Origin of the sequence: Microbacterium croceum (assembly GCF_023091245.1) — a bacterium.
In the GTDB taxonomy this organism is placed as follows: Bacteria; Actinomycetota; Actinomycetes; order Actinomycetales; family Microbacteriaceae; genus Microbacterium; species Microbacterium croceum.
On record NZ_JAHWXN010000001.1, the window covers coordinates 1394647 to 1419887 of the forward strand.

Annotated in this window: 24 protein-coding genes; 18 read left to right on the forward strand and 6 right to left on the reverse strand. The window is 68.9% G+C overall.

What is annotated here, in order from left to right; genetic code table 11:
* The first annotated feature begins 104 nt into the window (after positions 1 to 104).
* Together KZC51_RS06630 and KZC51_RS06635 are read left to right on the forward strand one after the other, a co-directional pair.
* Positions 105 to 479 (forward strand): DUF5684 domain-containing protein, encoded by a 375-nt coding sequence (locus tag KZC51_RS06630; protein WP_247629214.1) that lies wholly within the window; start codon positions 105 to 107, stop codon positions 477 to 479.
* 1 nt (position 480) lies between these two features.
* Positions 481 to 1110 carry a histidine phosphatase family protein gene (locus KZC51_RS06635; RefSeq protein WP_247629215.1) on the forward strand — a complete coding sequence of 210 codons (630 nt, stop codon included), beginning with the start codon at positions 481 to 483 and terminating at the stop codon, positions 1108 to 1110.
* Positions 1111 to 1228: 118 nt separating this feature from the next.
* Here KZC51_RS06635 and KZC51_RS06640 read toward each other — a convergent pair whose 3' ends face one another.
* Positions 1229 to 2134, reverse strand: coding sequence for an NAD(P)/FAD-dependent oxidoreductase (locus KZC51_RS06640; RefSeq protein ID WP_247629216.1), 906 nt, complete (start codon positions 2132 to 2134; stop codon positions 1229 to 1231).
* A gap of 60 nt (positions 2135 to 2194) precedes the next feature.
* Between KZC51_RS06640 and KZC51_RS06645 the strand changes: the two genes are divergently transcribed.
* The 6 genes from KZC51_RS06645 to KZC51_RS17820 all read left to right on the forward strand — a co-directional run bounded on the left by KZC51_RS06645 (position 2195) and on the right by KZC51_RS17820 (position 7599).
* Entirely contained in the window at positions 2195 to 2599 is a 405-nt protein-coding gene (locus KZC51_RS06645; RefSeq protein ID WP_247629217.1) for a MerR family transcriptional regulator, read from the forward strand.
* A gap of 53 nt (positions 2600 to 2652) precedes the next feature.
* A complete protein-coding gene (locus KZC51_RS06650; protein WP_247629218.1) occupies positions 2653 to 3303 on the forward strand; it encodes a TlpA family protein disulfide reductase in 651 nt (216 codons plus the stop codon).
* Between the two features lie 16 nt (positions 3304 to 3319).
* Positions 3320 to 4090 (forward strand): cytochrome c biogenesis CcdA family protein, encoded by a 771-nt coding sequence (locus tag KZC51_RS06655; RefSeq protein WP_247629219.1) that lies wholly within the window; start codon positions 3320 to 3322, stop codon positions 4088 to 4090.
* 19 nt (positions 4091 to 4109) lie between these two features.
* Positions 4110 to 5894 carry a cytochrome c biogenesis protein ResB gene (gene resB, locus KZC51_RS06660; protein WP_247629220.1) on the forward strand — a complete coding sequence of 595 codons (1785 nt, stop codon included), beginning with the start codon at positions 4110 to 4112 and terminating at the stop codon, positions 5892 to 5894.
* Between the two features lie 4 nt (positions 5895 to 5898).
* Positions 5899 to 6879 carry a c-type cytochrome biogenesis protein CcsB gene (gene ccsB, locus KZC51_RS06665; RefSeq protein ID WP_247629221.1) on the forward strand — a complete coding sequence of 327 codons (981 nt, stop codon included), beginning with the start codon at positions 5899 to 5901 and terminating at the stop codon, positions 6877 to 6879.
* Between the two features lie 84 nt (positions 6880 to 6963).
* Entirely contained in the window at positions 6964 to 7599 is a 636-nt protein-coding gene (locus tag KZC51_RS17820; RefSeq protein WP_247629222.1) for a response regulator transcription factor, read from the forward strand.
* 18 nt (positions 7600 to 7617) lie between these two features.
* Here KZC51_RS17820 and KZC51_RS06675 read toward each other — a convergent pair whose 3' ends face one another.
* Positions 7618 to 9186 carry an SLC13 family permease gene (locus tag KZC51_RS06675; RefSeq protein ID WP_247629223.1) on the reverse strand — a complete coding sequence of 523 codons (1569 nt, stop codon included), beginning with the start codon at positions 9184 to 9186 and terminating at the stop codon, positions 7618 to 7620.
* A gap of 88 nt (positions 9187 to 9274) precedes the next feature.
* Between KZC51_RS06675 and KZC51_RS06680 the strand changes: the two genes are divergently transcribed.
* The 6 genes from KZC51_RS06680 to KZC51_RS06705 all read left to right on the forward strand — a co-directional run bounded on the left by KZC51_RS06680 (position 9275) and on the right by KZC51_RS06705 (position 15532).
* Positions 9275 to 10936 (forward strand): AbgT family transporter, encoded by a 1662-nt coding sequence (locus KZC51_RS06680; RefSeq protein ID WP_247629224.1) that lies wholly within the window; start codon positions 9275 to 9277, stop codon positions 10934 to 10936.
* Between the two features lie 66 nt (positions 10937 to 11002).
* Complete coding sequence (locus KZC51_RS06685) at positions 11003 to 12514, forward strand: leucyl aminopeptidase family protein (protein WP_247629225.1); 1512 nt, start codon at positions 11003 to 11005, stop codon at positions 12512 to 12514.
* A 25-nt stretch (positions 12515 to 12539) separates the two neighbouring features.
* Positions 12540 to 12956 carry a hypothetical protein gene (locus tag KZC51_RS06690; RefSeq protein ID WP_247629226.1) on the forward strand — a complete coding sequence of 139 codons (417 nt, stop codon included), beginning with the start codon at positions 12540 to 12542 and terminating at the stop codon, positions 12954 to 12956.
* On the forward strand, positions 12953 to 13219 hold the full coding sequence (locus tag KZC51_RS06695) for an SHOCT domain-containing protein (protein WP_247629227.1): 267 nt from the start codon (positions 12953 to 12955) through the stop codon (positions 13217 to 13219). Before KZC51_RS06690 ends, KZC51_RS06695 begins: the two co-directional genes overlap by 4 nt.
* A gap of 25 nt (positions 13220 to 13244) precedes the next feature.
* Positions 13245 to 13811: a hypothetical protein gene (locus KZC51_RS06700; protein WP_247629228.1), complete on the forward strand. Its 567-nt coding sequence runs from the start codon at positions 13245 to 13247 to the stop codon at positions 13809 to 13811.
* Positions 13808 to 15532, forward strand: a complete 1725-nt coding sequence (locus KZC51_RS06705) for an alpha/beta hydrolase (protein ID WP_247629229.1) — start codon at positions 13808 to 13810, stop codon at positions 15530 to 15532. Before KZC51_RS06700 ends, KZC51_RS06705 begins: the two co-directional genes overlap by 4 nt.
* A gap of 14 nt (positions 15533 to 15546) precedes the next feature.
* Here KZC51_RS06705 and KZC51_RS06710 read toward each other — a convergent pair whose 3' ends face one another.
* From KZC51_RS06710 to KZC51_RS06720, 3 genes are all read right to left on the reverse strand, one after another.
* Positions 15547 to 16140 (reverse strand): 2'-5' RNA ligase family protein, encoded by a 594-nt coding sequence (locus tag KZC51_RS06710; RefSeq protein ID WP_247629230.1) that lies wholly within the window; start codon positions 16138 to 16140, stop codon positions 15547 to 15549.
* 129 nt (positions 16141 to 16269) lie between these two features.
* Complete coding sequence (locus tag KZC51_RS06715; protein WP_247629231.1) at positions 16270 to 18234, reverse strand: YhgE/Pip family protein; 1965 nt, start codon at positions 18232 to 18234, stop codon at positions 16270 to 16272.
* Entirely contained in the window at positions 18231 to 21026 is a 2796-nt protein-coding gene (locus tag KZC51_RS06720) for an efflux RND transporter permease subunit (RefSeq protein WP_247629232.1), read from the reverse strand. Before KZC51_RS06720 ends, KZC51_RS06715 begins: the two co-directional genes overlap by 4 nt.
* Positions 21027 to 21157: 131 nt before the next feature.
* On the opposite strand from KZC51_RS06720, the gene KZC51_RS06725 reads away from it, so the two are divergent.
* Complete coding sequence (locus KZC51_RS06725) at positions 21158 to 21781, forward strand: TetR/AcrR family transcriptional regulator (protein WP_247629233.1); 624 nt, start codon at positions 21158 to 21160, stop codon at positions 21779 to 21781.
* A 48-nt stretch (positions 21782 to 21829) separates the two neighbouring features.
* Here KZC51_RS06725 and KZC51_RS06730 read toward each other — a convergent pair whose 3' ends face one another.
* Positions 21830 to 22813 (reverse strand): o-succinylbenzoate synthase, encoded by a 984-nt coding sequence (locus KZC51_RS06730; RefSeq protein ID WP_247629234.1) that lies wholly within the window; start codon positions 22811 to 22813, stop codon positions 21830 to 21832.
* Between the two features lie 150 nt (positions 22814 to 22963).
* Between KZC51_RS06730 and KZC51_RS06735 the strand changes: the two genes are divergently transcribed.
* Genes KZC51_RS06735 through KZC51_RS06745 form a run of 3 tightly spaced genes read left to right on the forward strand, consistent with a single transcriptional unit; the run spans position 22964 to position 25237 of the window.
* Entirely contained in the window at positions 22964 to 23296 is a 333-nt protein-coding gene (locus KZC51_RS06735) for a PadR family transcriptional regulator (protein WP_247629235.1), read from the forward strand.
* 1 nt (position 23297) lies between these two features.
* Positions 23298 to 24329 carry a permease prefix domain 1-containing protein gene (locus KZC51_RS06740; protein WP_247629236.1) on the forward strand — a complete coding sequence of 344 codons (1032 nt, stop codon included), beginning with the start codon at positions 23298 to 23300 and terminating at the stop codon, positions 24327 to 24329.
* Positions 24326 to 25237, forward strand: coding sequence for a 1,4-dihydroxy-2-naphthoyl-CoA synthase (locus KZC51_RS06745; RefSeq protein WP_247629237.1), 912 nt, complete (start codon positions 24326 to 24328; stop codon positions 25235 to 25237). Before KZC51_RS06740 ends, KZC51_RS06745 begins: the two co-directional genes overlap by 4 nt.
* Positions 25238 to 25241: the final 4 nt, after the last annotated feature.

Sequence of the window (25241 nt, forward strand, 5' to 3'; positions counted from 1 at the left end):
CAGTCTACGTGGGCGGTCGGGTCCTCTCCGGCGGGTTCCCCGCGTCGCCACCGATCGTCAGTATGATCGGCCACGACACAGCTATCACACAGAAAGGGTGCACCGTGGACACCAACGGCATCAACGATCTCTATGCGACGATCTTCTCGGGAACCACCGGTCTGATCGCACTCGCCTTCTACGTCCTGGTCGCCATCGGCCTGTGGAAGGTGTTCTCCAAGGCGGGTTATCCGGGCATCCTCGCGATCATCCCGATCGTGAACATCGTCATCCTGGTGCGCATCGCCGGCATGTCCGGATGGCTCGCTCTGCTCTACATCATCCCGATCGTCAACGTCGTGTTCGGCATCATCGTGGCCATCAAGCTCGGTGAGCGCTTCGGCAAGGGCGGACTGTTCTCCTTCTTCCTGCTCTTCGTCTTCCCCTACATCGGCTACTTGATCCTCGGGTTCGGAGACTCCCGCTACAGCAAGGCCTGACGTGCCGGCGACGCGACTGCACCTCGTCCGCCACGGCGAGGTGCACAATCCCGCACGTGTGCTCTACGGGAGGCTGCCCGATTACCACCTGAGCACCGCGGGACGTCGCATGGCGCAGGCGGCCGCCGATCATGTGGCATCGCTGGATCGGTCGGTCGTCGCCCTCTACTCCTCGCCCCTGGAGCGCGCGCAGGAGTCGGCTGAGCCCTTCGCGGAGCGGTTCGACCTGGTACCCGAGATCGACATCCGCATCATCGAGCCGACCAACGTGTTCGAGGGGACGCAGATGCGTCGCTCGCTCCTGAACCCGTTGAACTGGTGGCACCTGAGGCAGCCCTCGCTGCCGAGCTGGGGTGAGCCGTACACCTCGATCGCGGAGCGGATGCTAGGCGCCATGGGCGAGGCCTGGCGGACAGCCGACGGCGGCGACGTCGTGATGGTGTCGCACCAGGCGCCGATCTGGATCACGCACCTCCGCGTCGCGGGTCTGCCGTTGCGGCACGACCCGCGCACGCGGCGCTGCGCGCTGTCGAGCGTCACCTCGTTCGAACTCGTCGGCGACGTGTGGCGCGAGGTCGCCTATGCGGAACCGGCGACGACCGAGGGCGCCGTGGACGTCGGAGCCGTCTGACGCGTGACCGTTGTGGCCGCGAGTGGCCGCCAGTTCTGCGGCCTCGCGCCTCTTTCGCGGCCCGATACCCACACAGAGGCCGCAGAAGGTGCGGGAGGCCGCAGAAGAGGACGCCGGGTCAGTGCTCCGCGGCCAGCAATGACTGGATGATGCCGACGGCGGCGAGCTGTCCGGCCGTGGCCGCCACCATCACGGCAGCCATGGGCCCGGGCAGGGCCGCGCGATGCGCGAGATCTCCGGCCGCGAAGACGCCGGCCGCCGAGGTGCGGCCGAAGTCGTCGATCTCGATCGCGCCGGACGCCAGCAGGCGCAGGTCCAGCTGTGCCGCGAAGGGGGCGCGTTGACGCATCGTTCCCGAGGCGACGAAGACGCCGGCGACGGTGTGCGCTGCGTCGGAGGTGCGCACCACGACACCGCCACCATCGGCCGAGACCGCCACGACCGCGGAGCCACTCACTCGGGCGCCCTGTGCCTCGAGGGAGGCGGCCTCTTCAGCCGTGAAGGTCTCGGCGACGGGCACCACCGTGATCTCACCCACGATGCGGCCGAGCAGGCCGACCAGGTGGGCGGCACGGTCAGCGCCGCCGAGGATCGCGATCGGTCTCCCTGCGTGCTCGTGACCATCGCAGAACGGGCAGGCGAAGGCACGCGTCCCCCACAGGGCTGACAGTCCCTCGACGTCGGGGAGGTCGTCGATCACTCCGGTCGCGAGGATGATGTGGCGTCCCGATGCCGTCGAGCCGTCGCTGAGCGTCACGGTGAAGTCGCCCTCGGCGCCGGACACGCTCTCCGCGCGGATGTCCCGGATCTCGACGTCGTCGTAGGCGCCGAGCTGCGCGCGGGCGGTCGCGCGGAACTCGGCGGGCGGGGTGCCGTCGTTGCCGATCACGTTGTGCATGTGCAGCACCGTGCCGTTGCGGTACTCACCCGAGTCGAGGAGCAGGGTCGAGCGATGCATCCGCCCCAGGGTGAGTGCGGCCTGGAGGCCTGCGGGGCCGGCGCCGATCACGATCGCGTCATACATGGGAGGGTCCTTCCGCCGTTCGGTGTTGCGTTCTCGGACAGTCTGTGACTTCATGTCAACATGAAGTCAAGTCCCGAGAGTCCGTGGTCCGTCGGCGAGGTCGCGGCCCGCTTCGACCTGCCCACCAACGTGCTCCGGCACTGGGAGACCGTCGGTCTGCTGCGGCCGGCGCGAGACTCCGCCGGCCGCCGTCGCTACGGCGAGGACGAGGTCGTGCGCATCGCGGTGATCCAGCGCAGCAAGGCGGCGGGGATGACTCTGGAGCAGATCGGCGTGCTGCTCGACGACGGCAGTGCGGGCCGCCACCACGTGCTGCAGGAGCACCTCGACGACCTCGACAGGCGGATGGAGGAGATGCGCCGCTCGCGCGAGATGACCGAGCACGCGATGCGCTGCCGGTCGCACGACATCGCCACCTGTCCCCGGTTCCGCGCGGGCGTCGCCGACGTGCTGGCGGGCTTCTGAGGGGGGCACTGCGTCCGGCCCACGCATAGGAACCCGCGCGTAAACTGAGAATCGTGCCACTTGCCCCGACGGTCATTCCGCCCCGCAGCGGCCGCTCCTCCCGCACCGTGCGCTCACGCCGTGCGATCGGAGCCGCGCTCGCCGCGGTTTTGGCGATCGGTCTGAGCGCCTGCGCTCCCGATCCGGTGAGCGAATCGTTCCTGAGCGGCGAGAACACCGGCTACGTGGCCGCCGACGGCGCGATCGTCGAGATCCCCGTCGCCGAACGCGGCGAGGCCGTCGATTTCGGCGGCGTCACAGAAGACGGTGAACCCTTCGACAGCGCCGACCTCGCCGGCCAGGTCACGGTCGTCAACTTCTGGTACGCCGGCTGCGCCCCGTGCCGGGTGGAGGCCGCCGACCTCGAGAGCGTCTGGCAGGACTTCGCCGACCAGGGCGTGTCGTTCGTCGGCATCAACACGCGCGACCAGGCCGACACGGCGAAGGCCTTCTCGGACGAGTTCGGTGTCACCTACCCGAGCCTCATCGACGTCGACACGGCCGAGGCGAAGGTCGCGTTCGCGGAGGCCGTCCCGATCGCGGCGACGCCGACCACCCTCGTGCTCGACAAGCAGGGCCGAGTGGCCGCGCGCATCATCGGGCCGATCGAGGGGACCTCGATCCTCTCCACGCTCGTCAAGGACGCGCTCGCGGAGACCTCGTGATCCGCGTGGGAGCGTTGTGAACGCCGAAGCGATCATCGGATCCGGTGCCCTCTGGCTCGCCATCCCCGTGGCGATGCTCGCCGGCCTCGTCTCTTTCCTCTCGCCGTGCGTGCTGCCGCTGGTCCCCGGCTACCTCGGGTTCCTCGGTGGTGCGGTCGCGCCGCGCCCGTCGGGACGCACCGCAGGTGCGACGGATGCCGTCAGCAGCGGTCGCGGGCGACTCGTGCTCGGCGTGCTGCTGTTCATCCTCGGCTTCAGCGTGGTGTTCATCGCGCTGACGGTCCTCGGCGGCACCGCGGGCGTGTTCTTCCTGCGCTGGGGTGACCTGATCACCCGCATCCTCGGCGTCGTCATCATCCTGATGGGACTGGTGTTCCTCGGACTCTTCGGGTTCGCGCAGCGCGAGTTCCGCTTCCACGTCGACTCCAAGTTCGGCGTGATCGGCGCGCCCCTGCTCGGCATCGCGCTCGGCATCGGCTGGGCGCCGTGCATGGGCCCGACGCTCGCCGCGATCGTCGCCCTCTCCTTCAACGCCGGCGATCCGGTGCGCGCCGGGTTCCTCGGGCTCGCCTACTCGCTCGGTCTCGGCATCCCGTTCCTGCTCGTGGCACTGGGCTTCGGCTGGGCGACCAAGACCATCGGGTTCCTGCGCCGCCACATCCGCATCGTGAACATCATCGGAGGAGTGCTGCTGATCGTGCTGGGTGTGCTCATGGTCACCGGCCTCTGGACCGACATCATGTCGCGACTGACGGCGGTGATCAGCAGTGTCCCGCTCCCCATCTGATGAGAAGAACGCAGAAGAGATGACCAAGGCCGCCGTGCAAAAGAAGAACAGCGACACGTCCGATCCGCTGCGCCCCTCGGACCACATCGACGGAGACGAGTCGATCGCCCAGCCGCGACTCGGACTGGTCGGATGGCTGCGCTGGGGTTGGCGTCAGCTGACCTCGATGCGCACGGCGCTGGTGCTGCTGCTCGTGCTCGCGATCGCCGCGATTCCCGGCTCGATCTTCCCGCAGCGCATGGCCGACCCCAACGGCGTCACCCAGTGGCAGCGTGACAACCCCGACCTCTTCCCGGTCCTCGATGCGCTCAAGCTGTTCGATGTCTACCTGTCTCCGTGGTTCTCCGCGATCTACCTGCTGCTGTTCGCCTCGCTCGTCGGCTGCGTCATCCCGCGCATCAAGCACCACGCCAAGGCGCTGCGGGCGCGGCCGCCGCGCACCCCTGCTCGGCTGCAACGGCTCGAGGACTTCCGCGCCGTGCAGCGCACCGCTGCCGAGCCCGAGTCCGCCGCCGCCGCATCGGTCGACATCGCGACCGCGCAGCTGAAGGCGCTTGGCTACCGCGTGGAGCGGTACGACCGCGGCCGCACGTTCTCGGTGTCGGCGGAGCGCGGCTACTGGCGCGAGACCGGCAACCTGCTCTTCCACCTGGCACTGGTCGGCGTGCTGATCACGGTCGGCATCGGCGGCGGCTTCTCGTACACCGGGCAGCGCGTGCTGGTCGAGGGTGAGACCTTCGCGAACACTCTCGTCGACTACGACTCGATGAACCGCGGCCGCTTCGTCGGCGACGACGCTCTGGCGCCGTACACGATGCGGCTCGACTCCTTCGATGTGAGCTACCAGCCCTTCGGTGAGCCGGGTTCGGGGCAGGCCGGTGACTTCTCGGCCAACGTCACGGTGAAGGAGAACGGCGAGGAGCGCACCGGCTCCGTCAAGGTCAACGAACCTCTCGCGGTCGCCGATGACGACGTCTTCCTGCTCGGCAACGGCTACGCGCCGAGGATCACGGTGCGCAACGCCGCCGGCGATGTCGTGTTCACCGGAAGCACGCCGTTCCTGCCGCAGGACGCGCAGATGTTCTCCCTGGGGATCATCAAGATCACGGACGGCATGCCCGAGCAGCTCGGTATCCGCGGCTTGTTCTATCCGACGACGGGTGTCCTGGATTCGGGCGCGTTCTTCTCGGCCTATCCTGCACTCACGAATCCGACCCTGACGCTTGATGTGTTCGCGGGTGACCTCGGCATCGACGGCGGAAGTCCCAAATCCGTCTATGTGCTCGATACGTCGGACCTGACCCAGCTCACCGGGCGCGCAGTCGGCAAGGACTCCATCCAGCTGGCCCCCGGCGACACGGCCGATCTGCCGAACGGAATGGGCACCGTGACCTTCGAGGACGACTCGCCCGCGGGTGCGACCGATGCCTCTCAGTCGGTCAAGCGGTTCGCCTCGCTGCAGATCCACCGTGACGACTCCGGTCCCTGGGTGCTGGGCTTCGCGCTGCTTGCTCTCGGCGGCCTCATGCTCGCGCTCTTCGTCCCGCGTCGCCGCGTGTGGGTCAAGGCCACGGCGACCGCCGACGGCATCGCCCTCGAGTACGCCGGACTCGCGCGCGGAGAAGACCCGACCATCGCGATCGCTCTCGACGACCTGGTCGCCGGTCACGGGCGCCTGCTCGACGCCGAGGGCGGATCGACAGCGGTCGCCGCGCAGGACGCTTCGACGAGCTCAGCGACCCAGGCAGAGGGCTCGGCGGCTCCCGACGTCGCTCCCGCATCCGACACCCCGAAAGTAGACTGACACCATGTTCGACCTCAACGTGATCTCGCCGATCCTGCTGTGGACGGCGATCGCGATCTATGCCGCTGCGTTCGTGGCCTACGCCTTCGACCTCGCGCGTCGTTCGCAGCTGAGCGCCGACTCGCAGACGGTCGCTCAGGCCGAGCTCGTCGGTGCCGCCGTCGGCGCCCGCGGTACCGTCACGACGGTCGCACCTGGCGCCACGGATGCCGCATCGCAGCGCTTCGTGATGGCCCGCATCGGCACCTCGCTGACGGTGCTCGCGTTCCTGTTCCACTTCGCCGCGACTCTCACCCGCGGCATCGCGGCCGGACGCGTTCCGTGGGCGAACCTCTACGAGTTCGCGATGATCGGCACGCTGCTGATCATCGCCGTCTACCTGATCGTGCTGCTCCGCGTCGATCTGCGGTTCCTCGGCACGTTCATCACGGGCCTCGTCGTGGTGCTGCTCGGACTCGCAGCCACGAACTTCTACATCGACGTGTCGCCGCTCATGGACCCGCTGAAGAGCGTGTGGCTGGTCATCCACGTGTTCGTGGCATCGCTCGGCACGGCGTTCTTCGCCCTCGCGTTCGCACTATCGGTCATCCAGCTGATGCAGTCGCGTCGGGAACGCCTCGTGTCCGAGGGCGCGGAGAAGACGGGTCCCGGCTTCCTGCGCACCTTCCCCGGGTCGGAGCGACTCGAGAGCATGGCGTACCGGTTCACGATCATCGGATTCATCCTCTGGACGTTCACGCTGATCGCCGGATCGATCTGGGCGTACTACGCATGGAGCCGCTTCTGGGGCTTCGATGTCAAGGAGACCTGGACGTTCGTGATCTGGGTTCTCTATGCCGGATACATCCACGCCAGGGCGACCCGCGGCTGGCGGGGAAACCCCTCGGCATGGTTGGCGATCGTCGGCTTCGCGGCCGTCATGTTCAACTTCACGATCGTGAACGTCTTCTTCAAGGGATTGCACGCCTACTCCGGGCTGTCCTGATCCCACCGCAGCAGAGGTACTGCCCTCCGAAGCGCAGCGGTATGCTCATCGCGGGGGAGGCACTGTGAACGGGAGGACTGATCCGTGACCATCGAGATCGGAATCATCGAAGACCATCCTGCGATGCTGCTCGGCACCGTCGCGATCCTCCACAAGAGCGATGACATCCGCGTCGTCGCCCATGGGACGACGGCGGCGGCGGTGGTGCGCTACGGCGGACCGCTGCACGTGGTGCTGCTCGATCTGTCGCTGGCCGACGGCACGGGCCCGGCCGAGAACATCCAGGCGCTGGCGCCGCTGGGTGCGCCCATCATCGCGTACACGTCCGGCGAGCGACCGCACCTGATCCGTGAGGCTGCCCGAGCGGGAGCATCCGGGATGATCCGCAAGTCGGATCGAATCGAGCTGATCGCGGATGCGGTGCGCCGGGCCGCCCGTGGCGAGATCGTCGCGAGCGCGGATTGGGCGGCCGCCCTCGAATCGGATCGCGAGTTCGTGTCGGCGCAGCTGAGTCCCCGTGAGTCGGAGGTGCTGTCGCTGTACGCCTCGGGGGAGACCGCCAAACAGGTCGCCCAGCTGCTGTACCTGTCACCGGAGACGATCATCGATCACGTGCGCCGCATCCGCGCGAAGTACGCCGCGGTCGATCGTGCCGCCCCCACCAAGGTCGATCTCTTCCGCCGCGCCGTGGAGGACGGCCTCGTCTCTCCCGAGCGCTGAGTCCGTTCACCGCCGAGGTCAGCCGCTGAACGGCCAGATCAGCGGCACGTAGAACACCGCGACGGCGAAGAACAGCAGCATCAGCGGCAGGCCGAGCCGTGCGTAGTCGCCGAACCGGTAGCCGCCCGGCTCCATGACCAGGAGGTTGGCAGGCGTCGCCACCGGCGTGAGAAAGGCGGCGGCACCGGCGACCGTCAGCGCCATCAGGAACGGGAGCACCGAGGCATCCATCGCGCTCGCGAGTGCGACGGCGACCGGGGCCACGATCAGCACAGTGGCGGTGTTGCTGATGAGCTGGCCCAGCAGGAGGGTGATCACGACGATGACGGCCACCGCGGCCTGCGGCCCGGTGTCTCCCAGCCAGGTGCGCAGGGTCTCGGCGATCAGCGTCGCCGCACCGGTCTCCTGGAAGGCGGTCGACAGCGGGATCATGCCGGCCACCAGGATCACCGTGGTCCACGAGATGGAGCGGTAGGCGCGCGCGATCGGCACCACCCCGGTCAGGATCAGGGCTCCGGCGGCGAGAAGCCCGGCGATCGCGGCGGGCACGACCCCGGTGGCGAGCAGGACGATCATGACGATGACGATGACGGACGTGCGCTTGGCGCCCGCTCCGAGCGGGACGGACCGGCGCAGCGTGAGCGGCGCATCGACCACCAGCACCTCGTCGCGCTGGGCGGTGTGGCGCTGGAGGTCATCCCACGAACCGTCGAGCAGCAGTGCGTCGCCCGCGCGGAGCTTGTCGCCCGTGCTGTCGAGCGTCTCGCCGCCACGCCGCACGCCGAGCACGACGAGGTCGCCGCTGGGTGTGCACATGCCGGCGAAGACATGCAGCCCGATCAAGGAGGAGCGCGGGGGCACGACGACCTCCGCCACACCTCTGGCCGCTGACATCAGCGGGCGGTCGCTGGTGATCGCGTAGTCCGCGCGTAGCGTGCCGGCGAGTCTCTCCAGATCGACCGGTGCTGCGGCCGCGCTTCTCGAGGGGAGCAGCCGGGATCCGAAGAGCAGGATGATCGCGAGTGTGCCGACGACGAGCGGGAGGCCGACCAGCGCGAACTCGAAGAAGCCGAAGGCGCGGCCGCCGTTGTCGGCGGAGACCTCCGAGACGATGATGTTCACCGGTGTGCCGGTGAGCGCGAGCATCGATCCTGCGTGCGCCGAGAACGCGAGCGGCATCAGCATCTGCGACGGGGCGATACCGGCGCGGGCGGCGACGACAACGACCAGCGGCAGCAGCGCGGCGACAGCTCCGTTCACACTGATGACCGCGGTGAGGACGGCGGTGAGCAGACCGATGGTGACCAGCAGGCGGCTGCGGTCCGTGCCCGTGCGGGCGATCACCTCTTGCCCCGCCCAGGCGACGATGCCGGTGGATTCGAGAGCTTCGCTCACCACGAACAGAGCGGCGATGAAGAGCACCGTCGGGTCGCCGAAGCCCGCCAGCGCGGTGTGCAGATCCAGCACGCCGAAGAGGTAGAGGGCGACGGATACACCGACGGCGACGACACCGAGGGGAATGCGATTCGAGACGAACGCGATCACCGCGCACAGCAGAATGATGAGCGTCGTCACGATCGGGTCCATAGGGCTGACCATAAACGGCGGTGCGCGACCCGGCATCCCCCAATAATGGGGGGGGTCATGCTCGGGTCACTCACGCCAGGATGGGATCATGCCTGCCGCGAAGGAACTGAGCACCCCGGGTGCCGAGAGCAAGGGGTTCCTGAACTGGATCGAGAAGGTCGGCAACAAGGTGCCGGACCCCACGATCATGTTCGTCTACCTGATCGGACTGATCGCCGTGCTCTCCGCGATCCTCTCCTGGGTCGGGGTGTCGGTGACCGACGAGGTGGTCACCCCGGTGCCGCGAGACGAGTTCTCGCAGATCAACGAGCATCTCGGCGGCACGTGGAGCATCTACGACTCGGTCACGGGTGAACCCGCAGAGGTCCCCGATTACATCGTGGAGGAGCGCACGTTCGATGTGCGCAACCTGCTCTCGGTCGAGGGCGTCCGGTACTTCGTCACGTCGTTCGTCGACAACTTCGCCGGGTTCGGGGTGGTCGCCGTCGTGCTGATCGCGATGGCGGGCGTCGGCGTCGCCGAGCACGCCGGCCTCATGGGGGCGCTCATCCGCCGCGTGGTCAAGGTCGCGCCGCGGCGCTGGCTGGCCTTCATCCTGATCTTCGTCGGAGTGCTCTCGTCGGTCGCGACGGATGCCGGCTACCTGATCCTCGTCCCGCTCGCCGCGGCGGCGTTCCTCACGGTCGGCAGGAATCCCCTGGCGGGCCTCGCCGCCGCCTTCGCCGGTGTCGGAGCGGCCTTCGGCGCGAACCTGCTGATCACTCCGAGCGACAGCATGCTCACCGAGATCACGAACGAAGTGCTCACCTCCGCGGGGATGGAGCCGATCGAGGTCACGCAGAACTTCTACTTCGGGATCGTGTCGTCGATCCTCCTGGCCGTCGTCGCCCTGCTGGTGACCGTGTTCATCACGGAGAAGCGGCTGGGGGCCTACGACCGCAGCGAGCTCACCATCGCGGACGAGACGGAGGACGTCGACCATGACGCCGAGGCGCGCGGCCTGCAATTCTCGTTCTGGGCGCTGCTCGGCTACGTCGCGCTGATCGCGCTGCTCACGGCTCCGCCCGGGGCGCCGCTGCGCGATCCGGAGACCGGAGCGATCATCGGCACCACACCGTTCATGGCGAGCCTGGTGTTCATCATCTCGCTGGCTTTCCTGGTGTGCGGTCTCGCCTATGGTGCCGGCGCGCGCACCCTCCGTGGCGGTTCCGCCGCGGTCGGCGCGATCGCGAAGACGTTCGCGAGCCTGGGTGGCCTGCTCGTGATGTTCCTGATGATCGCCCAGTTCATCGCCCTCTTCAACTGGACCAACCTGCCGACGGTGGCGGCCGTGTCGGCTGCGGAGCTGCTGCAGCAGGCCAACGTGCCGGCGATCGTGCTGCTGCTCGCGTTCATCGTCGTGATCGTGATCCTCGACTTCATCCTCCCCGGGCTGGTGCCCAAATGGGTGATCTTCGCGCCGGTGTTCATCCCGATCTTCGCCTCGCTCGATGTGGCACCGCAGACGCTGCTCGCCGCCTACCGGGTCGGCGATTCGCCCGTGAACGTGCTGACGCCGCTGATGGTCTACCTGCCCTTCATGGTCACCGTCGCCCAGCGCTACAAGAAGGATGCGGGCATCGGCACGATCATCGCCTTGATGATCCCGTACGCGATGTGGATGCTGATCTCGTGGGTCGCCCTCTACGTCGTGTGGTTCTTGCTCGGCATCCCGTGGGGGCCCGGTTCTCCGGTCGACATGGTCGGCTGACCGACGCCACGCAGTCGCCGACGACGCCCGACGCATCCCGACATCCCCGCACCGAAGGAACAGACCATGGACCGCAGACCGAACAAGATCATCCCCGCCGATCTGCCGACCGTCCCAGGACTCGATGACCTCGACGCCACCAGCATCGAGGTCGCCCCGGTTCCCGCTGACGCGCAGGCTATCGGGATCGGCGTCTACGCCGACGGCGAGGTGCCCGCCGAGGTCGGCTTCGACCGCGCAGCGCTCACAGACGCCGGTTTCACGGCGAAGCCCGGCAGTGTGCTGACGGTGCCGCGGGTCGGGCGACCCGATCTCGTCGTGCTCGGTCTCGGCGACCATGACGATCTCACCGCCGACGTGCTGCGCGATGCGGCGGCGGCGCTCATGCGCGGTGCTTCCCGTCGCGCACACCTGGGGCTCCGGATCGACGACCTCGCCGGCGTCGATCTCGCGGTCGCCATCCGGGCGCTCGCCGAGGGGGCGCTGCTCGCCCGCTACCGCTACACCGTGCTGGAGAGCACGACGACGCACGTCGCCCTGGAGGCACTCGCCCTCGATCTGCCGGGGTACGGCGAGCTCGAGCAGCCCGTCGCCGAGGCGTTCGTCGGAGCCCGTGCTGCGGTGGTGGCACGCGACCTCGCGAACACTCCTCCCGGTCATCTCACGGCCGTCAACATGGGCGAGATCGCCGAGTCGCTGGGGCAGCGCTTCGGCTTCTCCGTGGAGCTGTTCGACAAGGAGGCACTGATCGAGCTCGGCTGCGGCGGACTCCTCGGCGTGAACCAGGGGTCGACCGAAGAGCCGCGCATGATCAAGCTGACCTACACCCCGTCGGGTGAGAGCAGCGGTCACCTGGGCCTGGTCGGCAAGGGCATCATGTACGACTCGGGCGGCATCAGCCTCAAGCCGAGCGATCCGATGCATCTGCTGATGAAGATGGACATGGGTGGTGCGGCGGCGGTGCTCGGCGCGTTCACCGCACTGCGCGATGCCGGCACGACGGCGACCGTCTCCGGGTGGCTGATGTGCACGGACAACATGCCCTCCGGCACGTCGTACAAACTCGGTGATGTGCTCACCGCCCGCGGCGGGACGACCATCGAGGTGAAGAACACCGACGCCGAAGGACGCCTCGTGATGAGCGATGCGCTTGTGCTGGCGACTGAGGACGGCGTCGACGCGATCATCGACATCGCCACCCTGACCGGTGCTGCGCTCGTGTCGCTCGGCCCCGCGCGAGCTCCGGTCTTCGGCAACGATCAGCGCACGGTCGACCTGGTCACCGCGGCGGCCGCGGCGGTCGACGAGCAGGTCTGGCAGCTGCCACTGGAGAGGAAGTACCGCCCGCAGCTCGATTCGCAGATCGCCGACATCGCGAATCTCGGCGGTCCGTTCGCCGGTGCGACGACGGCGGCACTGTTCCTCGAGCACTTCGTCGGCAAGACGCCCTGGGCGCACCTCGACATCGCCGGCACCATGCAGACCGAGAAGGACGACGCCTGGCGCACTGCTGGAGCGACCGGGTTCGGCGCCCGCATCCTGCTCGAGGTCGCGCGCGGTTTCGCCCCCGCATCCTGAAACCCATCACAGAACGAGGAGTGCCATGGCTTCATGGACGTATGTCGGACCGCTCAACTTCGCGGTGTTCGCCGTTCCCTTCGGAGTCGACCTCACGGTCGTCATCAAAGAGCTGGAGACGCTCCAGCACGCGCATGCGATCGAGGTGCTCGACATCGAGTTGATCGCCGCCACGGCGGATGGCGGTGTGCGCCGGGAGCCCTTCGAGAACGCCTCAGCCGACGCGGCGGAGACGGATCTGCTCGACGACGAGGACCTGGCCGAGATCGGCCGGGAGCTCGCCGCCGGAGAGCGCGCGCTCGTGGTGGTCTATGAGGACCGCAGCCTCGCCGGAGTCGCCGGGCTGGTGGGTGGGCTCGGCGGCCGCAACATCTGGTCGGGCGGGATCGACGCCGCCGACCTCGACGAAGAGTCCGCACCGCAGGAAGGAGCAGGGGAATGAGCCTCTTGAGAACAGCTGCACGCGCATCCGTGGCCACGCGAGTGGTGGGTAACGTGCAACGCCGCCAGCGTCAGCAGTGGGCGGCGCAGGATGCCGCGCAGGCGGCAGCGGCGGCTCCCGTTCCCGCGCCTGCGGCCGCTCCATCGGCGGTCGACACGCAGCAGCTGATCGGCCAGCTGCAGCAGCTGGGTCAGCTGCGCGATGCCGGAGTGCTCACCGAGGCCGAGTTCACGGCCCAGAAGCAGCGTCTGCTCGGGACCTGATGATGCATCGCGCGTGAGTGCGTCCATGAACCAGGATCCTCCCCGCGCGGCGCCGGGCGGCCCGGAGCCCCTGCCTCCGGGCGAGGGCTCCCTCGGATCGGGTGCCGCGCGGTTCGGCTCGCTCGCCACGTCGGCCGAGGGCATCTACGGCCTCATCATCGTCGCCGGCATGATCGTGGTCAGCCGCAACCTCACGGCCAGCTCCGGCGAGGCGCTGCTGTCGGTGATCGCGACGCTGCTCGTCTTCTTCGCAGCGCACGCCTACGCCGCCGCCGTGTCGTGGATGGCGGAGCACCGCGAGCGCGACGGTGGCATCGGCGCCGCCATCCGTCACGGGCTCAACGACTCGATCGGCCTGCTGGGGCTCGCCGCAGTGCCCGTCCTGATCCTGTTCCTCGGTTTCGTCGGGCTGCTGCACGACGGATTCGCCGTGTGGATGGCGCTGAGCGCCGATGTCCTGCTGTTGGCGATCGTGGGCTGGGTCATCGCCGGGACCCGCACCACGAGCATGTGGGCACGGCTGGGCGGAGCTCTGGTCACGGCATCCTTCGGCGGTATCCTGATCGCGCTCAAAGCTCTCATCCACCATTGACCTCTCCAGCACTGACCGCCCTCTCCACCACTGACCGGAATACGACCATCGACACTCCCTCCGCTGCCGATCAGCTGAACGACGTCCCGCATCTCTCTCGCCGCTGGTGGCACCTCGACCCCGGTGGGGCGCTCGGCGGACTCGGCCTCGCGGTGCTCTCGGTCACACCGTCGCTGTTGCCGCGCCCCGCGTTGTTCCAGGGCGTGGTCACCGCTGTCGCGTTCGCCCTCGGATATCTGCTCGGCGTCGCAGTGTGGCGTGCGGCGCGTTCGCTGGTGCGCCGACGTCCCGCCCCGGCGCTGCGCAGAGTGTTGTGGATCACATACGCGGCGATCTGGCTCGCCGCGGTCGCCGTCCTGTCGGTGCTGGCGCTGTCGTGGCAGAACGAGGTGCGCGCCCTGGTCGAGATGCCGCCGCTGGGTGGCGCGGACCTCGCCCCCTTCCTGGCAGGTTTCGTGCCGGTCGCCCTCCTCTTGCTCGCGATCGGGAAGGCGAATCGACGGTTGTTCCTCGCACTGCGACGCACGAGCGGATCGTCGATGGCGATCCTCGGCACCGCGACCGTCGTGGTCGCGGGCACGGCAGGCGTCGCGCTCGCCGCAGTGGTCGCGGTCGACACGATCTACGCCGGACTCAACGCCGGACCCGAAGCGGGGCTGGCGGAGCCGGATTCGACGTATCGTTCGGCGGGCCCGGACTCGGCGATCGACTGGGAAGACCTCGGCAGGCACGGGAGCGCGTTCGTCGGCGGGGGACCGACCGCCGACGAGATCGCCGCGCTCATCGATGCGCCCGCGATGCAGCCGATCCGCGTATACGCCGGACTGGCCTCCGCCGACACCGTCGAGGAACGCGCCCAGCTGGTCGTGTCGGAGCTCGAGCGCACCGGCGCCTTCGATCGTGAGGTCCTGGTGATCGCCACGACCACCGGGTCGGGATGGCTCGAGGCGCAGACGGTCGACTCGATCGAGTATCTGCACGCGGGCGACACGGCCATCGCGGCGCTCCAGTACGCCTACACCCCGAGCTGGGTGTCGTTCCTGTTCGACCCCGACGCGCCGGTCGAGGCGGCCCGCGTGCTGTTCGACGCGGTGGAGGAGCGGTGGCTGCAGCTTCCGGTGGCCGACCGGCCCCAGCTCATCAGTTACGGACTCAGCCTCGGAGCGCACGGCAGCCAGGCGGTGTTCGACGATCTCGACGCGGTTCGCGCGCGCACGGACGGCGCGATGTTCGTGGGGAGTCCGGCGGGGTCGACGCTCTGGCAGTCGCTGCAGGATGCCCGGGACCCCGGTAGTCCGGTGTGGAGGCCCGTGCTCGATGAGGGGCGTGAGGTGCGGTGGATGTCGCGCGACGGTGATCAGGGCCTGCTCGACGGGCACTGGGAGCATCCGCGGGTGCTGTACCTGCAGCATGCGACGGACCCGGTGACGTGGCTGACGCCGGAGCTGCTGTGGCGTGCCCCCGAGTGGTTGGACCAGGGGCAGCGCGGCGATGACGTCAGCCCGTCGATGCGGTGGATCCCGGTGGTGACGGCGGTGCAGGTCGGAATCGACATGCTCGGGGGAGAGGCGGTGCCCGCGCGTCACGGACACAACTTCGGCGACGTCGTCACGTCGGGATGGCGCGAGGTCACCGGGGATGCCGGGCTGGACGAGGAGGCGGTCGCCGCTATCCGTACCGAGATCGAGAGCTACGCACCGATTCAGCCGTTCCAGGAGTGAGGGGCAGCTGACGTCTAGGGGCGGCCGAGAGGGATGACCTCCGCATGCTCGATGCCGTCCTGGTACCAGACGAGTTCGGCTTCGGTGATGATCTCGGTCGGCAGTGCAGGCAGGGGGCGACGCGCGGCGCGGTCGAGTTCGTCCCAGGCTCTCGCATCGAGGGTCTTGCCGTAGACGACGGAGAGGTGGAAGGTCCAGTCCCCCAGGTCGAGTTCGCCGAGTCTCCGGAAGTCCGTCTCGACGAGGAGATCGGTCAGCGCGGCATAGGCGGAGACGAGTGAGTCGGTGCGAGCGAGGCGCAGGATCACGATCTGCCAGGGAGCAGGGAAGGTGTCCACCGCGTCGGCGGTCACGGTGATCGGATGCTGTCGCGCCGCCCAGGTCCGGATGGCCGCGAGCAGCTCCTCCCGACGTTCCGACTCCGCGAATCCGCGAAGCGTGATGTGCCCGGTGTGTGGGAAGGTGACCGAGGTGTCCAGTGCCGCGAGGGTATCGCGCTGGAGTGCCTGGTACTCCGCGGCGACCGCTTCGGTCGGACGCAGCACGAGGTACTGCTGTCCTTCCAGCGAGGCGAGTTGAGCGGGTGAGGCCATGAACGGTCGACGCATGGGCCGAGCGTACGGTACGGCCCCATCGGCGCGCGTAACATCGGACCCGAGACGTGACACGCCGCCCGCCGGGGCTGGCGGGCGGCGTGTCGGCGGTGATCTCCGAAGCTGTGCGCGGGGGCGGTCAGATCAGGTCGTCGCCAGCACCGCCCGGGTGGAGGTGGTGCGACGCACGGCGACCACGAGCGTCGTGGCGACCAGCGAGAGCACGCCCCAGACGACCAGCGCGGCGATCGCGCTGCCGCTTCCTGCGATGAGGCCGGCGAACGCGGGAGCCGTGGGCAGTGCGGCGCCGAGTCCGGCGAGCCACCCGGGCACGGTCGAGATCAACCCGGTCGCGACCGCCAGCACCCCCACGAGAGCGCTGATCCAGCGGCCGACTCCGCCGAACAGGGCGACCAGCGCCTGGTTCACCGCGGCGAAGGCGATTCCGGCGACGACAGCGGTGCCGGCGAACGACCACCACGCAGCCGCATCGTACGCGGCGACGAACTGCACGATGAGCGCGACCAGGAGCCCCTGACCGGCGCCGATCAGGGCGGCGGGAGCGAACGCGCGCAGGGCGAGCGAGGCCGAGGAACGGCGTGATGTGAGAGTGCGCGCGGTGTGGGCGCGCATCACGATGAAGGACGCCAGACCCCCGAACCACAGCACGACCGCGGCGAGCAGCGGAATCGCGGTCGGCCCGAAGATCGTGTTCATCGAGGAGTTCGTCGTCACCGGGTCGGCCATCACCGAGGCGAGCGACGTCGACTCGGATTCGCTGAACGAGGGGAGCGACTCGGATGCCGTGCGCAGACCGCCCGCGAGGTCGCCGGTGCCGGTGGCGAGGGTGTCGAGTCCGGTGGCGAGCTCGGTCGCACCGTCGGCGAGCTGTGTGGCTCCGTCGCTGAGCTGCGTCGCGCCGCTGGAGAGTGCGCGCGCGCCGGCCGCGGACTGGTCGATGCCCTGGCTGGCGAGCTGGTTCAGGCCGCCCGCGATCTGGGTGGCTCCGGCACCGGCCTCGCTGAGCTGCGAAGACAGCTCGCTGGTGGCTGCCGCATCGAACTGCTGCACACCTGCGGCAACACCCGCGGCGGCACCGGCGGCCCGCTTCGCACCACTGACGACGCCGGTCGCGGTGCCGGCGGCTGTGCGAAGCTCGGCGCAGAACTCGGGGGTCGCAGCAGCGTCGCACTTCGCGACCAGCGCGTTGAGCTGCGTCGACACTGCCGTGGTGCCCGTCGCCACTCCGTCCGTCGCCGCCTTCGTCCCGTTCACGCCTGTGTACAGGTCATCCGGGACCAGCCCGCTCTGCTGGAGCGCTGCCGCTCCCTGGCTGAGCCCCGCACCGAGCGCGCCGGCTCCGTTCGCCACCTCACGCGTCTTCGAGGCGATCGTGTCGAGTCCGGTGGCCAGCGACGAGGCACCGGAGCCGAGGTCGCTCGCGCCGGACGCCAGCTTCGTGGCGCCGTCGGGGATGGCGGCCGCGCCGTCGGCGGCATCCCGTGCACCGCTGGCGAGCTTCACGGCTCCGTCGGCGGCCTCGCCGATCTGATCGCCGATCGTCGTGAAGCCGACCAGGATGTTCTCTGTGGTCGCCTCGGTGAGCTTCGTGCCGAGAGTGGAGGCGGCGACGGTCGCGATCTGGCCGGTGATGAGGTCGTCGGCGACGAGGCCGTCCTCAGGCGTGGTGACCTTGATGGTGGCCTGCTCGGCCTTCCCGCCGCCGTCCGCGATGGCCTGACCGGCCGAAGTGGCCGCGGCCGAGAAGTCTTCGGGGATCGTGATCACGGCCTGGTACGAGCCGTCGGCCAGTCCGTCTGCCGCATCCTCTTCGTTCGAGATCACCCAGGTGAGGTTCGAGTCGAGGTCGTCCGAGCCTTCGACGAGCCCGGACGCGAGCTGGCGCCCGAGCGGGGTGATCTGTCCGTCGATGGTCACCGGGTCGTCGAGGTTGACGATCGCGGCGGTCATCGAGTCCAGACGCTCGGTCGGGTTCTGCAGAGCGGCGACGAGGATGCCGCCGACCGCTGCCGGCAGCAGCAGCACACCGAGGATGGTGAGCCACGTGATCGGCTTGCGGGAGCGGGCGCGCTCGATGGAGAGGGTCATGCGGTCACCTCGGTGGATTCTTCAGCTGCCCGGCGGGGCATCCGTGTATCGATGATGTCGGCGGTCGGCCAGCCGGCCTCCGCGAGGATGGTGCGTGCGACTCCGCCGTCGGACGCCGTGGCGAACACGGCGAGCGGACGAGCGGCTGCGGCATCCCGGAGCATTGCGGTGGCCTGATCCCGCTGGCCTCCGGCGAGACGGTCGAGACCGTCCACGACGACCAGTTCCGATCGGCCGCGGAGTGCTTCGGCGAGGTCGAGCAGCGCGGCATCCGCATCGTCGACGAGCACGCAGCCGACGTGGGCCCTGACCCAGGCCGCGCGGCCGGGGAGCAGGTGGCCGACGACGCGGAGCCGGCCCGACTCGGCGGAAACGCGGCCGGCGATCGCGAGCGCCAGCGCCCGTCGCACGCGGTGGTCGCCTCCGGTGGCGATGAGAGCGCCGGCGGGCTGGACTCGCAACGAGACGCCGTCGAGCAGGGGAGCGTCGGCGCTCAGGGTCAGGTCATCGGCGGCGACCACGGACTGGTCTCCCGGCCACGCGGCCAGGTGCCGCTCGCGCTCCACCGCCTCGCCCTCGATGTCGACGCTCGGCAGGATCTTCTCCAGCCAGGACGGGATCTCCCAGGCGCGCTCGCCCAGGATCGCCATGAGCGCGGGGATCAGCGTCATGCGCACCAGGAAGGCGTCGATCGCGATACCGGCCGCGAGGCCGAGCGCGATGGGTTTGAGCGAGGAGTCCCCCTCGGGAACGAAGGCCACGAACACTGCGAACATGATGAGCCCGGCCGCAGTCACGACCTTCGCCGATCCGGTGAAGCCGCTGCGCACCGTGCGGAGAGCTGCCGCGCGACGGACCGCGCGGTCGGGACTCTTCGAGTCGGGATCGTGCACGAAGTCCTCGCGCATGCGGGAGACCAGGAACACCTGGTAGTCCATCGCGAGCCCGAACAGGACGCCCATCAGGATGATCGGCATGAAGCTGATGATGGGTCCGACCTTGGCCACGTGCAGCAGATCGGCGAACCAGCCCCACTCGAACACGGCCCCCACGACGCCGAAGGCAGCGACGATCGAGAGCAGATAGCCGGCTGCCGCGGTGATCGGCACCCAGATCGACCGGAACACGATGGTGAGCAGGATCAGCGAGAGCCCGATCACGAAGATGCCGAAGGGCAGCAGGGCGTCTCCGAGCTGGTCGGAGATGTCGATGCCGACGGCGGTGAAGCCGGTGACCTTCAGATCGATCCCGAACTCCTCGAGCCACTCGTCGTGGTGAGAGCGCAGCTCGCGCACGAGGTCGGCGGTCGCCGGATCATCCGGCGCGGTCTCGGGGATGATCTGCACGATGCCGGTGTCGGCGGTCTCGTTCGGGGTCGAGAGAGCGACCTCTTTGACGCCGGGGACCTTGGCCACGGCCGCGCCGAGGTCGTCCATCAGGGTGACGGGATCGGTCGACGTGACGATCGTGCCGGTCAGGATCATCGGCCCGTTGAACCCCGGTCCGAAGTGCTCGCCGACGAGGTCGTAGCTCTGCCGGGCTTCCGAGTCCTTCGGCAGCACTCCGGCGTTCGGCAGCGCGAGATTCAGACTCAGGGCGGGCACGGCCACGATCCCCAGGCCGATGATGACGGCGAGGGAGACGAGCACGGGACGCTTCGTGACGCCGCGCACCCAGCGTTCGCTGCCCTTCGACGGGCTCGGCGACGCCTCGGCGTCATCGGACTGCTGGCCGCGGCCGGACGTCTTCGCCTTCGGTGCCTTCGGGGGACGGCCGACGACCCGGCCCTTCATGAACCCCAGCAGGGCAGGGGTGAGGGTGACGGCGATGGCCACGGCGACCGCGACCGCGGCGGACGCCGCGATGCCCATGGTGGTGAGGAACGGGATGCCCGCGAAGCCGAGGCCGATCAGCGCGATCAGCACGGTGACGCCGGCGAACACGACCGCGGAGCCGGCGGTGCCGACCGCGCGCGAGGCGGATTCCTCGGGATCGACGCCCTCTCGGACCTGGTCCTGATGTCGCGCCATGATGAACAGCGCATAGTCGATGCCGACGGCGAGACCCAGCATGAGTGCCAGCAGCGGTGTGGTCGACGACACCGTCGCGAATGCGGTGGCCGCGAAGATGCCGGCCATCGAGATGCCGACGCCGAGGATCGCGGTGAGCAGGGGGAGCCCGGCGACCACGAAGGAACGGAAGGTCACGATGAGCACGAGCAGGGCGATCAGCAGGCCGACGGCCTCGGTGAGCGTCACGCCGGGGATCGAGATCGCGAACAGGTCGCCGCCGAGGGAGGTCTGCGATCCCTTCGGCAGTTCGGAGGAGAGGTCGTTGACGACTGCCCGCAAGGAGTCCTTGGTGGCCTCGGAGACATCGGTCGACTCACCGTCGAACTGCACCCGTACGATCGCGGCGGTGTCGTCGTCGTTGATCATGCCGCTGACCATCTCGTCGTACGGCGATGTGGCGGCGAGCACCTGGTCGAGGTCGCCGAGCTCCGAGACGGCATCCTCGATGTGCTCGCGGTAGTCGTCATCTGTGATCTTGTCTCCCTCGGCGGCGACCACGATGAACTGCGCGTTCGTGCCGCTCACCTGCGGGAACGAGCGGGAGAGCTGCTCGAGCCCCGCCTGCGATTCGGTTCCGGGGATGGTGAACGAGTTGTCTGTTCCCGCGCCGAGCACGAGTGCTCCCGCGCCAGCGATGCCGAGCGCCAGGAGCCAGGAGACGAGGACCCGCCACGGGTGCCGGAAGGACCAGCGGCCGAGCGAGGACAGGAATGTGGACACGCGTTCCTCCGAGGGATGCCATGTGGATACACAGGTGTATCCAATACATAGATGTATCGTAAGGTGACCCGCGCGGTGGAGTCTGTGTGCGGGGTGTGAATCATGCGAGAGTGAAGGGTCAGGAGGTTTCGATGTCGACACCCGCAACCCGCAGCCGGGAGAACACGCGCGCACGGCTGCTCGAGGCGGCCGCGCAGGTCTTCGCCGAGGTCGGCCTCGACGGCGCCTCCGTCGAAGCGGTGTGCGAGCGAGCCGGCTTCACGCGCGGCGCGTTCTACTCGAACTTCGAGTCCAAAGACGAGCTGTTCCTGACGCTGACCGCGAGTGTCGCCGATGTGCGCGTGAGCGCGGTGCGCACCCGCGTCGAGCAGATGACCGCCGAGGGTGCCTTGGCGGAGGGCTGTGATCCCATCGAACTCGTGCAGCGCGTCATGGAGCTCGGCGGCGATGACCGCCTGGGTGTCATGCTGATGAGCGAGATCCGCATCCGTGCTCTCCGCGACGCGGAGTTCGGTGCGGCCTATCTCGCGCAGGAGAGCGAGATGGTCGCGAGCGTCGCTCAGATCGTCGAGGACATCGTGGTCGCCGGTTCCCTGCGGCTGCGCATCCCGGCCGATGCGGCCGCCCGCATGCTCATGATCCTCTGGGAGGGTATGACCGTGCGCGGAGCGATGGCGGGTCAGGATGACGAGAGGCTTCGCCACTCCGGCAGTGAGGAACTCGCGCGTCTGGTGGAGCTGCTGATCGAGCCGTAGACGTCAGTCGCGGCGGGTGCGCGGGAGAGGTGCGGCGAGCACGTCGACTCAGTGCGCGGCGGTTGCGAGCTCGTAGTGACAGCGGGCGAGTCGCGCCATCCACCATTCCCGGCGTTCGTCTGAGGCGGCGAGCCGGGTGAGAGCAGCGGGATCGGGGGTGAGTCGCCCGACCGGGATGGAGCCGTCGACCGGGCGGAGCTCGGCGACGTCGTCGAGAAAGAGTGATGACGTGCCCAGTCCGCAGTCGTAGTCCAGCCGGGGCAGCGCGGCGGCGAGTGCCGCGCCCTGCGAGAGGCCGATCGCGGTGTCGAGGGCGCTGGAGACGACGACGGGGAGTCCGGCGGCTGTCACGATCTGCAGTGCGTGCGTGACGCCCCCCAGCGGCTGCGCCTTGATCACGAGCAGGTCGGCGGCGCCGGCGCGCGCCACGGCCAGGGGATCGGATGACTTGCGCACGCTCTCGTCTGCGGCGACCGGGATGCCGAGGTACTTCACGCGCTGACGCAGCTCGGCGAGCTCTGGTACCGTCGCGCACGGTTGCTCGACGTACTCCAGGTCGAACTCGTTGAGCGCGTGCACCGCCCGTTCGGCCTCATCGACGTTCCAGGCTGCGTTTGCGTCGACACGGATGCGCCCCTCCGGCCCCATGGCCTCACGCACCGCCCGCACCCGTGCCACATCGTCGGCGAGCGCCTGGCCGGGTTCGGCGACCTTGACCTTCGCCGTTCGGCATCCGGTGAAGCGCGCCAGCAGTTCGGGCACGCGGGCGGCGTCGATCGCTGGCACCGTCGCATTCACGCCGATGCGTTCACGCAGTGGCTCGGGCTGGACGTTCCAGGCGAAGTCGATCGCGGCGGCGAGCCACGTCGCGGCCTCCGCATCCTCATACTCCGTGAACGGGGAGAACTCCGCCCACCCCTGCGGTCCTTCGAAGAGCAGTGCCTCTCTGGTGTCCACGCCGCGGAAGCGGCTGTGCATCGGGAGGGCGACGACCCTGGCCGAGTCGATCAGTTCTGCGAGCGGCGGGATCATGTGCCCATTCTGCTCTCTATGCGCCTGCGCGCGTCGTCCCGCGCCGGGGCGAGTCGCGCCGGCGCGTTCGGTCGAGGCAGCTGCACAGACGCCTCCTCCACATAAATGTGCGATTGACAATGGTGTGTGACGCACACTATCGTCTGTGGCATGAACGAAGTCCTCGACACGCACCTGCAGGAGCTGCGACGCGGCACGATCGTGCTCGCCTGCCTGCAGCTGCTGCGCACCCCGGGCTACGGCTACGGGCTGCTCGAAGAGCTCGAGCGGCGAGGATTCGCGACAGACGCGAACACCCTGTACCCGCTGCTGCGGAGACTCGAGAAGCAGGAGTACCTCACCAGCGAGTGGAACACCGACGAGGCCAGACCGCGCAAGTTCTACCGCACCTCCGATGCCGGCATCCGTCTCGCCGACACTCTCACCGAAGAATGGCGATCGCTCACCACCGCGATCGCGAGCCTCACTGCAGAGGAGAATTGACATGACCAGTGCGACGCTCACCGAGCGATACATCAGCGCGACGATCCGCAGCCTGAAGCCCGACGCGCAGGCCGACGTCAGAGCCGAGCTGGAGGCGTCCATCGCGGATGCCGTCGAGGCGCGCCTCGAACAGGGCGAGACCCGGGCCGACGCGGAGCGCGCCGTCCTCACCGAGCTGGGCGACCCGGGCATCCTGGCAGCCGGCTTCGCCGATCGTCCGCTGCACCTCATCGGTCCGCGGTACTACCTGACCTGGTGGCGTCTGCTGAAGGTGCTCCTGCTCGCCGTGCCGGTGAGCGTGCTCGGTGCCGTCGCGCTGGGCCAGACCATCTCCGGTGCGGCGGTCGGCGAGATCATCTCCTCGGCGATCCTGGCGGCCGGCGGGGTGGTCATCCAGCTGTGCTTCTGGACGACGCTCGTGTTCGTCGTGCTGGAGCGTGCCGGCACCGATACCGGCGAGACCTGGAACGTCGACAAGCTCCCCGAGCCGATGGAGAACAGCGGCGGGCGGAGCGAGCTGATCGCCGCGCTGGTCTTCCTCGGGATCGCCGTCGGCGCCCTGCTCTGGGACCGATTCCGCGGCTTCGTGATCGTCTACGGCGAGGCGCTTCCGATCCTCGATCCGCGGCTGTGGCCGTGGGGGATCTCGGCCCTGTTCGTCCTGATCGTGCTGGAAGCGGTCTTCGCGATCGTCGTCTTCATGAAGGGGCGATGGAGCAGGGGTCTCGCGGTGGCGAACACTGTCCTCGCACTGGCCTTCCTCGCGTGGGCCCTGGCACTGCTCCTGCGTGGCGAGCTGATCAACCCGGACTTCCTGTCGCACGTCGCGGCGGTCGGGGGCGAGGAATTCGCGACCGGCGACGCGAAGGCGGCGGGCGAAGGCGGCACCTTCCGCATCCTCGCGGTCCTGCTGGCATTCGGCATCGCGATCGGGGTGGGATGGGACATCGTCGACGGCTGGATCAAAGCGGTGCGCGCTCGCCGCAGGTCCGCCGTCGGCGGGGCGGGCCGAGGAATAGGCTGGATGCCGTGACCACCGCATTCGTCTCCGACCTGTTCGACCCGAGCGAGTGGACTCTCGCGCCCGGTGCCGAGGACTACACCGACATCACGGCGCACGTCTCGCACGACGGCGGGGTCGCGCGCATCGCCTTCCACCGTCCGGAGGTGCGCAACGCCTTCCGACCGCACACGGTCGACGAGCTGTATCGCGCGCTCGACATCGCGCGCCAGGATCCGCGGATCGGGGCAGTGCTGCTCACGGGCAACGGTCCCAGCGCGAAGGACGGCGGGTGGGCGTTCTGCTCAGGCGGCGACCAGCGCATCCGCGGCCGCGACGGCTACAAGTACTCCGACTCCGAGACGACCGTGCACGATTCGGCGCGCGGAGGCCGTCTGCACATCCTCGAGGTGCAGCGGCTGATCCGCTTCATGCCCAAGGTCGTCATCGCCGTGGTCCCCGGGTGGGCGGCCGGTGGAGGTCACTCGCTCCACGTCGTCTGCGACCTCACGATCGCGAGCGAGGAGCACGGGCGCTTCAAGCAGACGGATGCCGACGTGGGCAGCTTCGACGCCGGCTACGGGTCTGCGTACATGGCCCGCCAGACCGGGCAGAAGATCGCCCGCGAGGTGTTCTTCCTCGCCGAGGAGTACTCGGCGCAGCGCGCGTACGAGATGGGTGCCGTGAACCGTGTCGTGCCCCATGCGGAGCTCGAGCGCGAAGCGCTGAAGGTGGCGCGCACGGTGCTCACCAAGTCGCCGACGGCGATCCGCATGCTCAAGTTCGCCTTCAACGCGGTCGATGACGGGCTGGTCGGACAGCAGGTGTTCGCGGGGGAGGCCACGCGGCTCGCCTACGGCACAGACGAAGCCGTCGAGGGACGCGACTCGTTCCTCGAGAAGCGCGACCCCGACTGGTCTTCGTTCCCCTGGCACTACTGAGGTC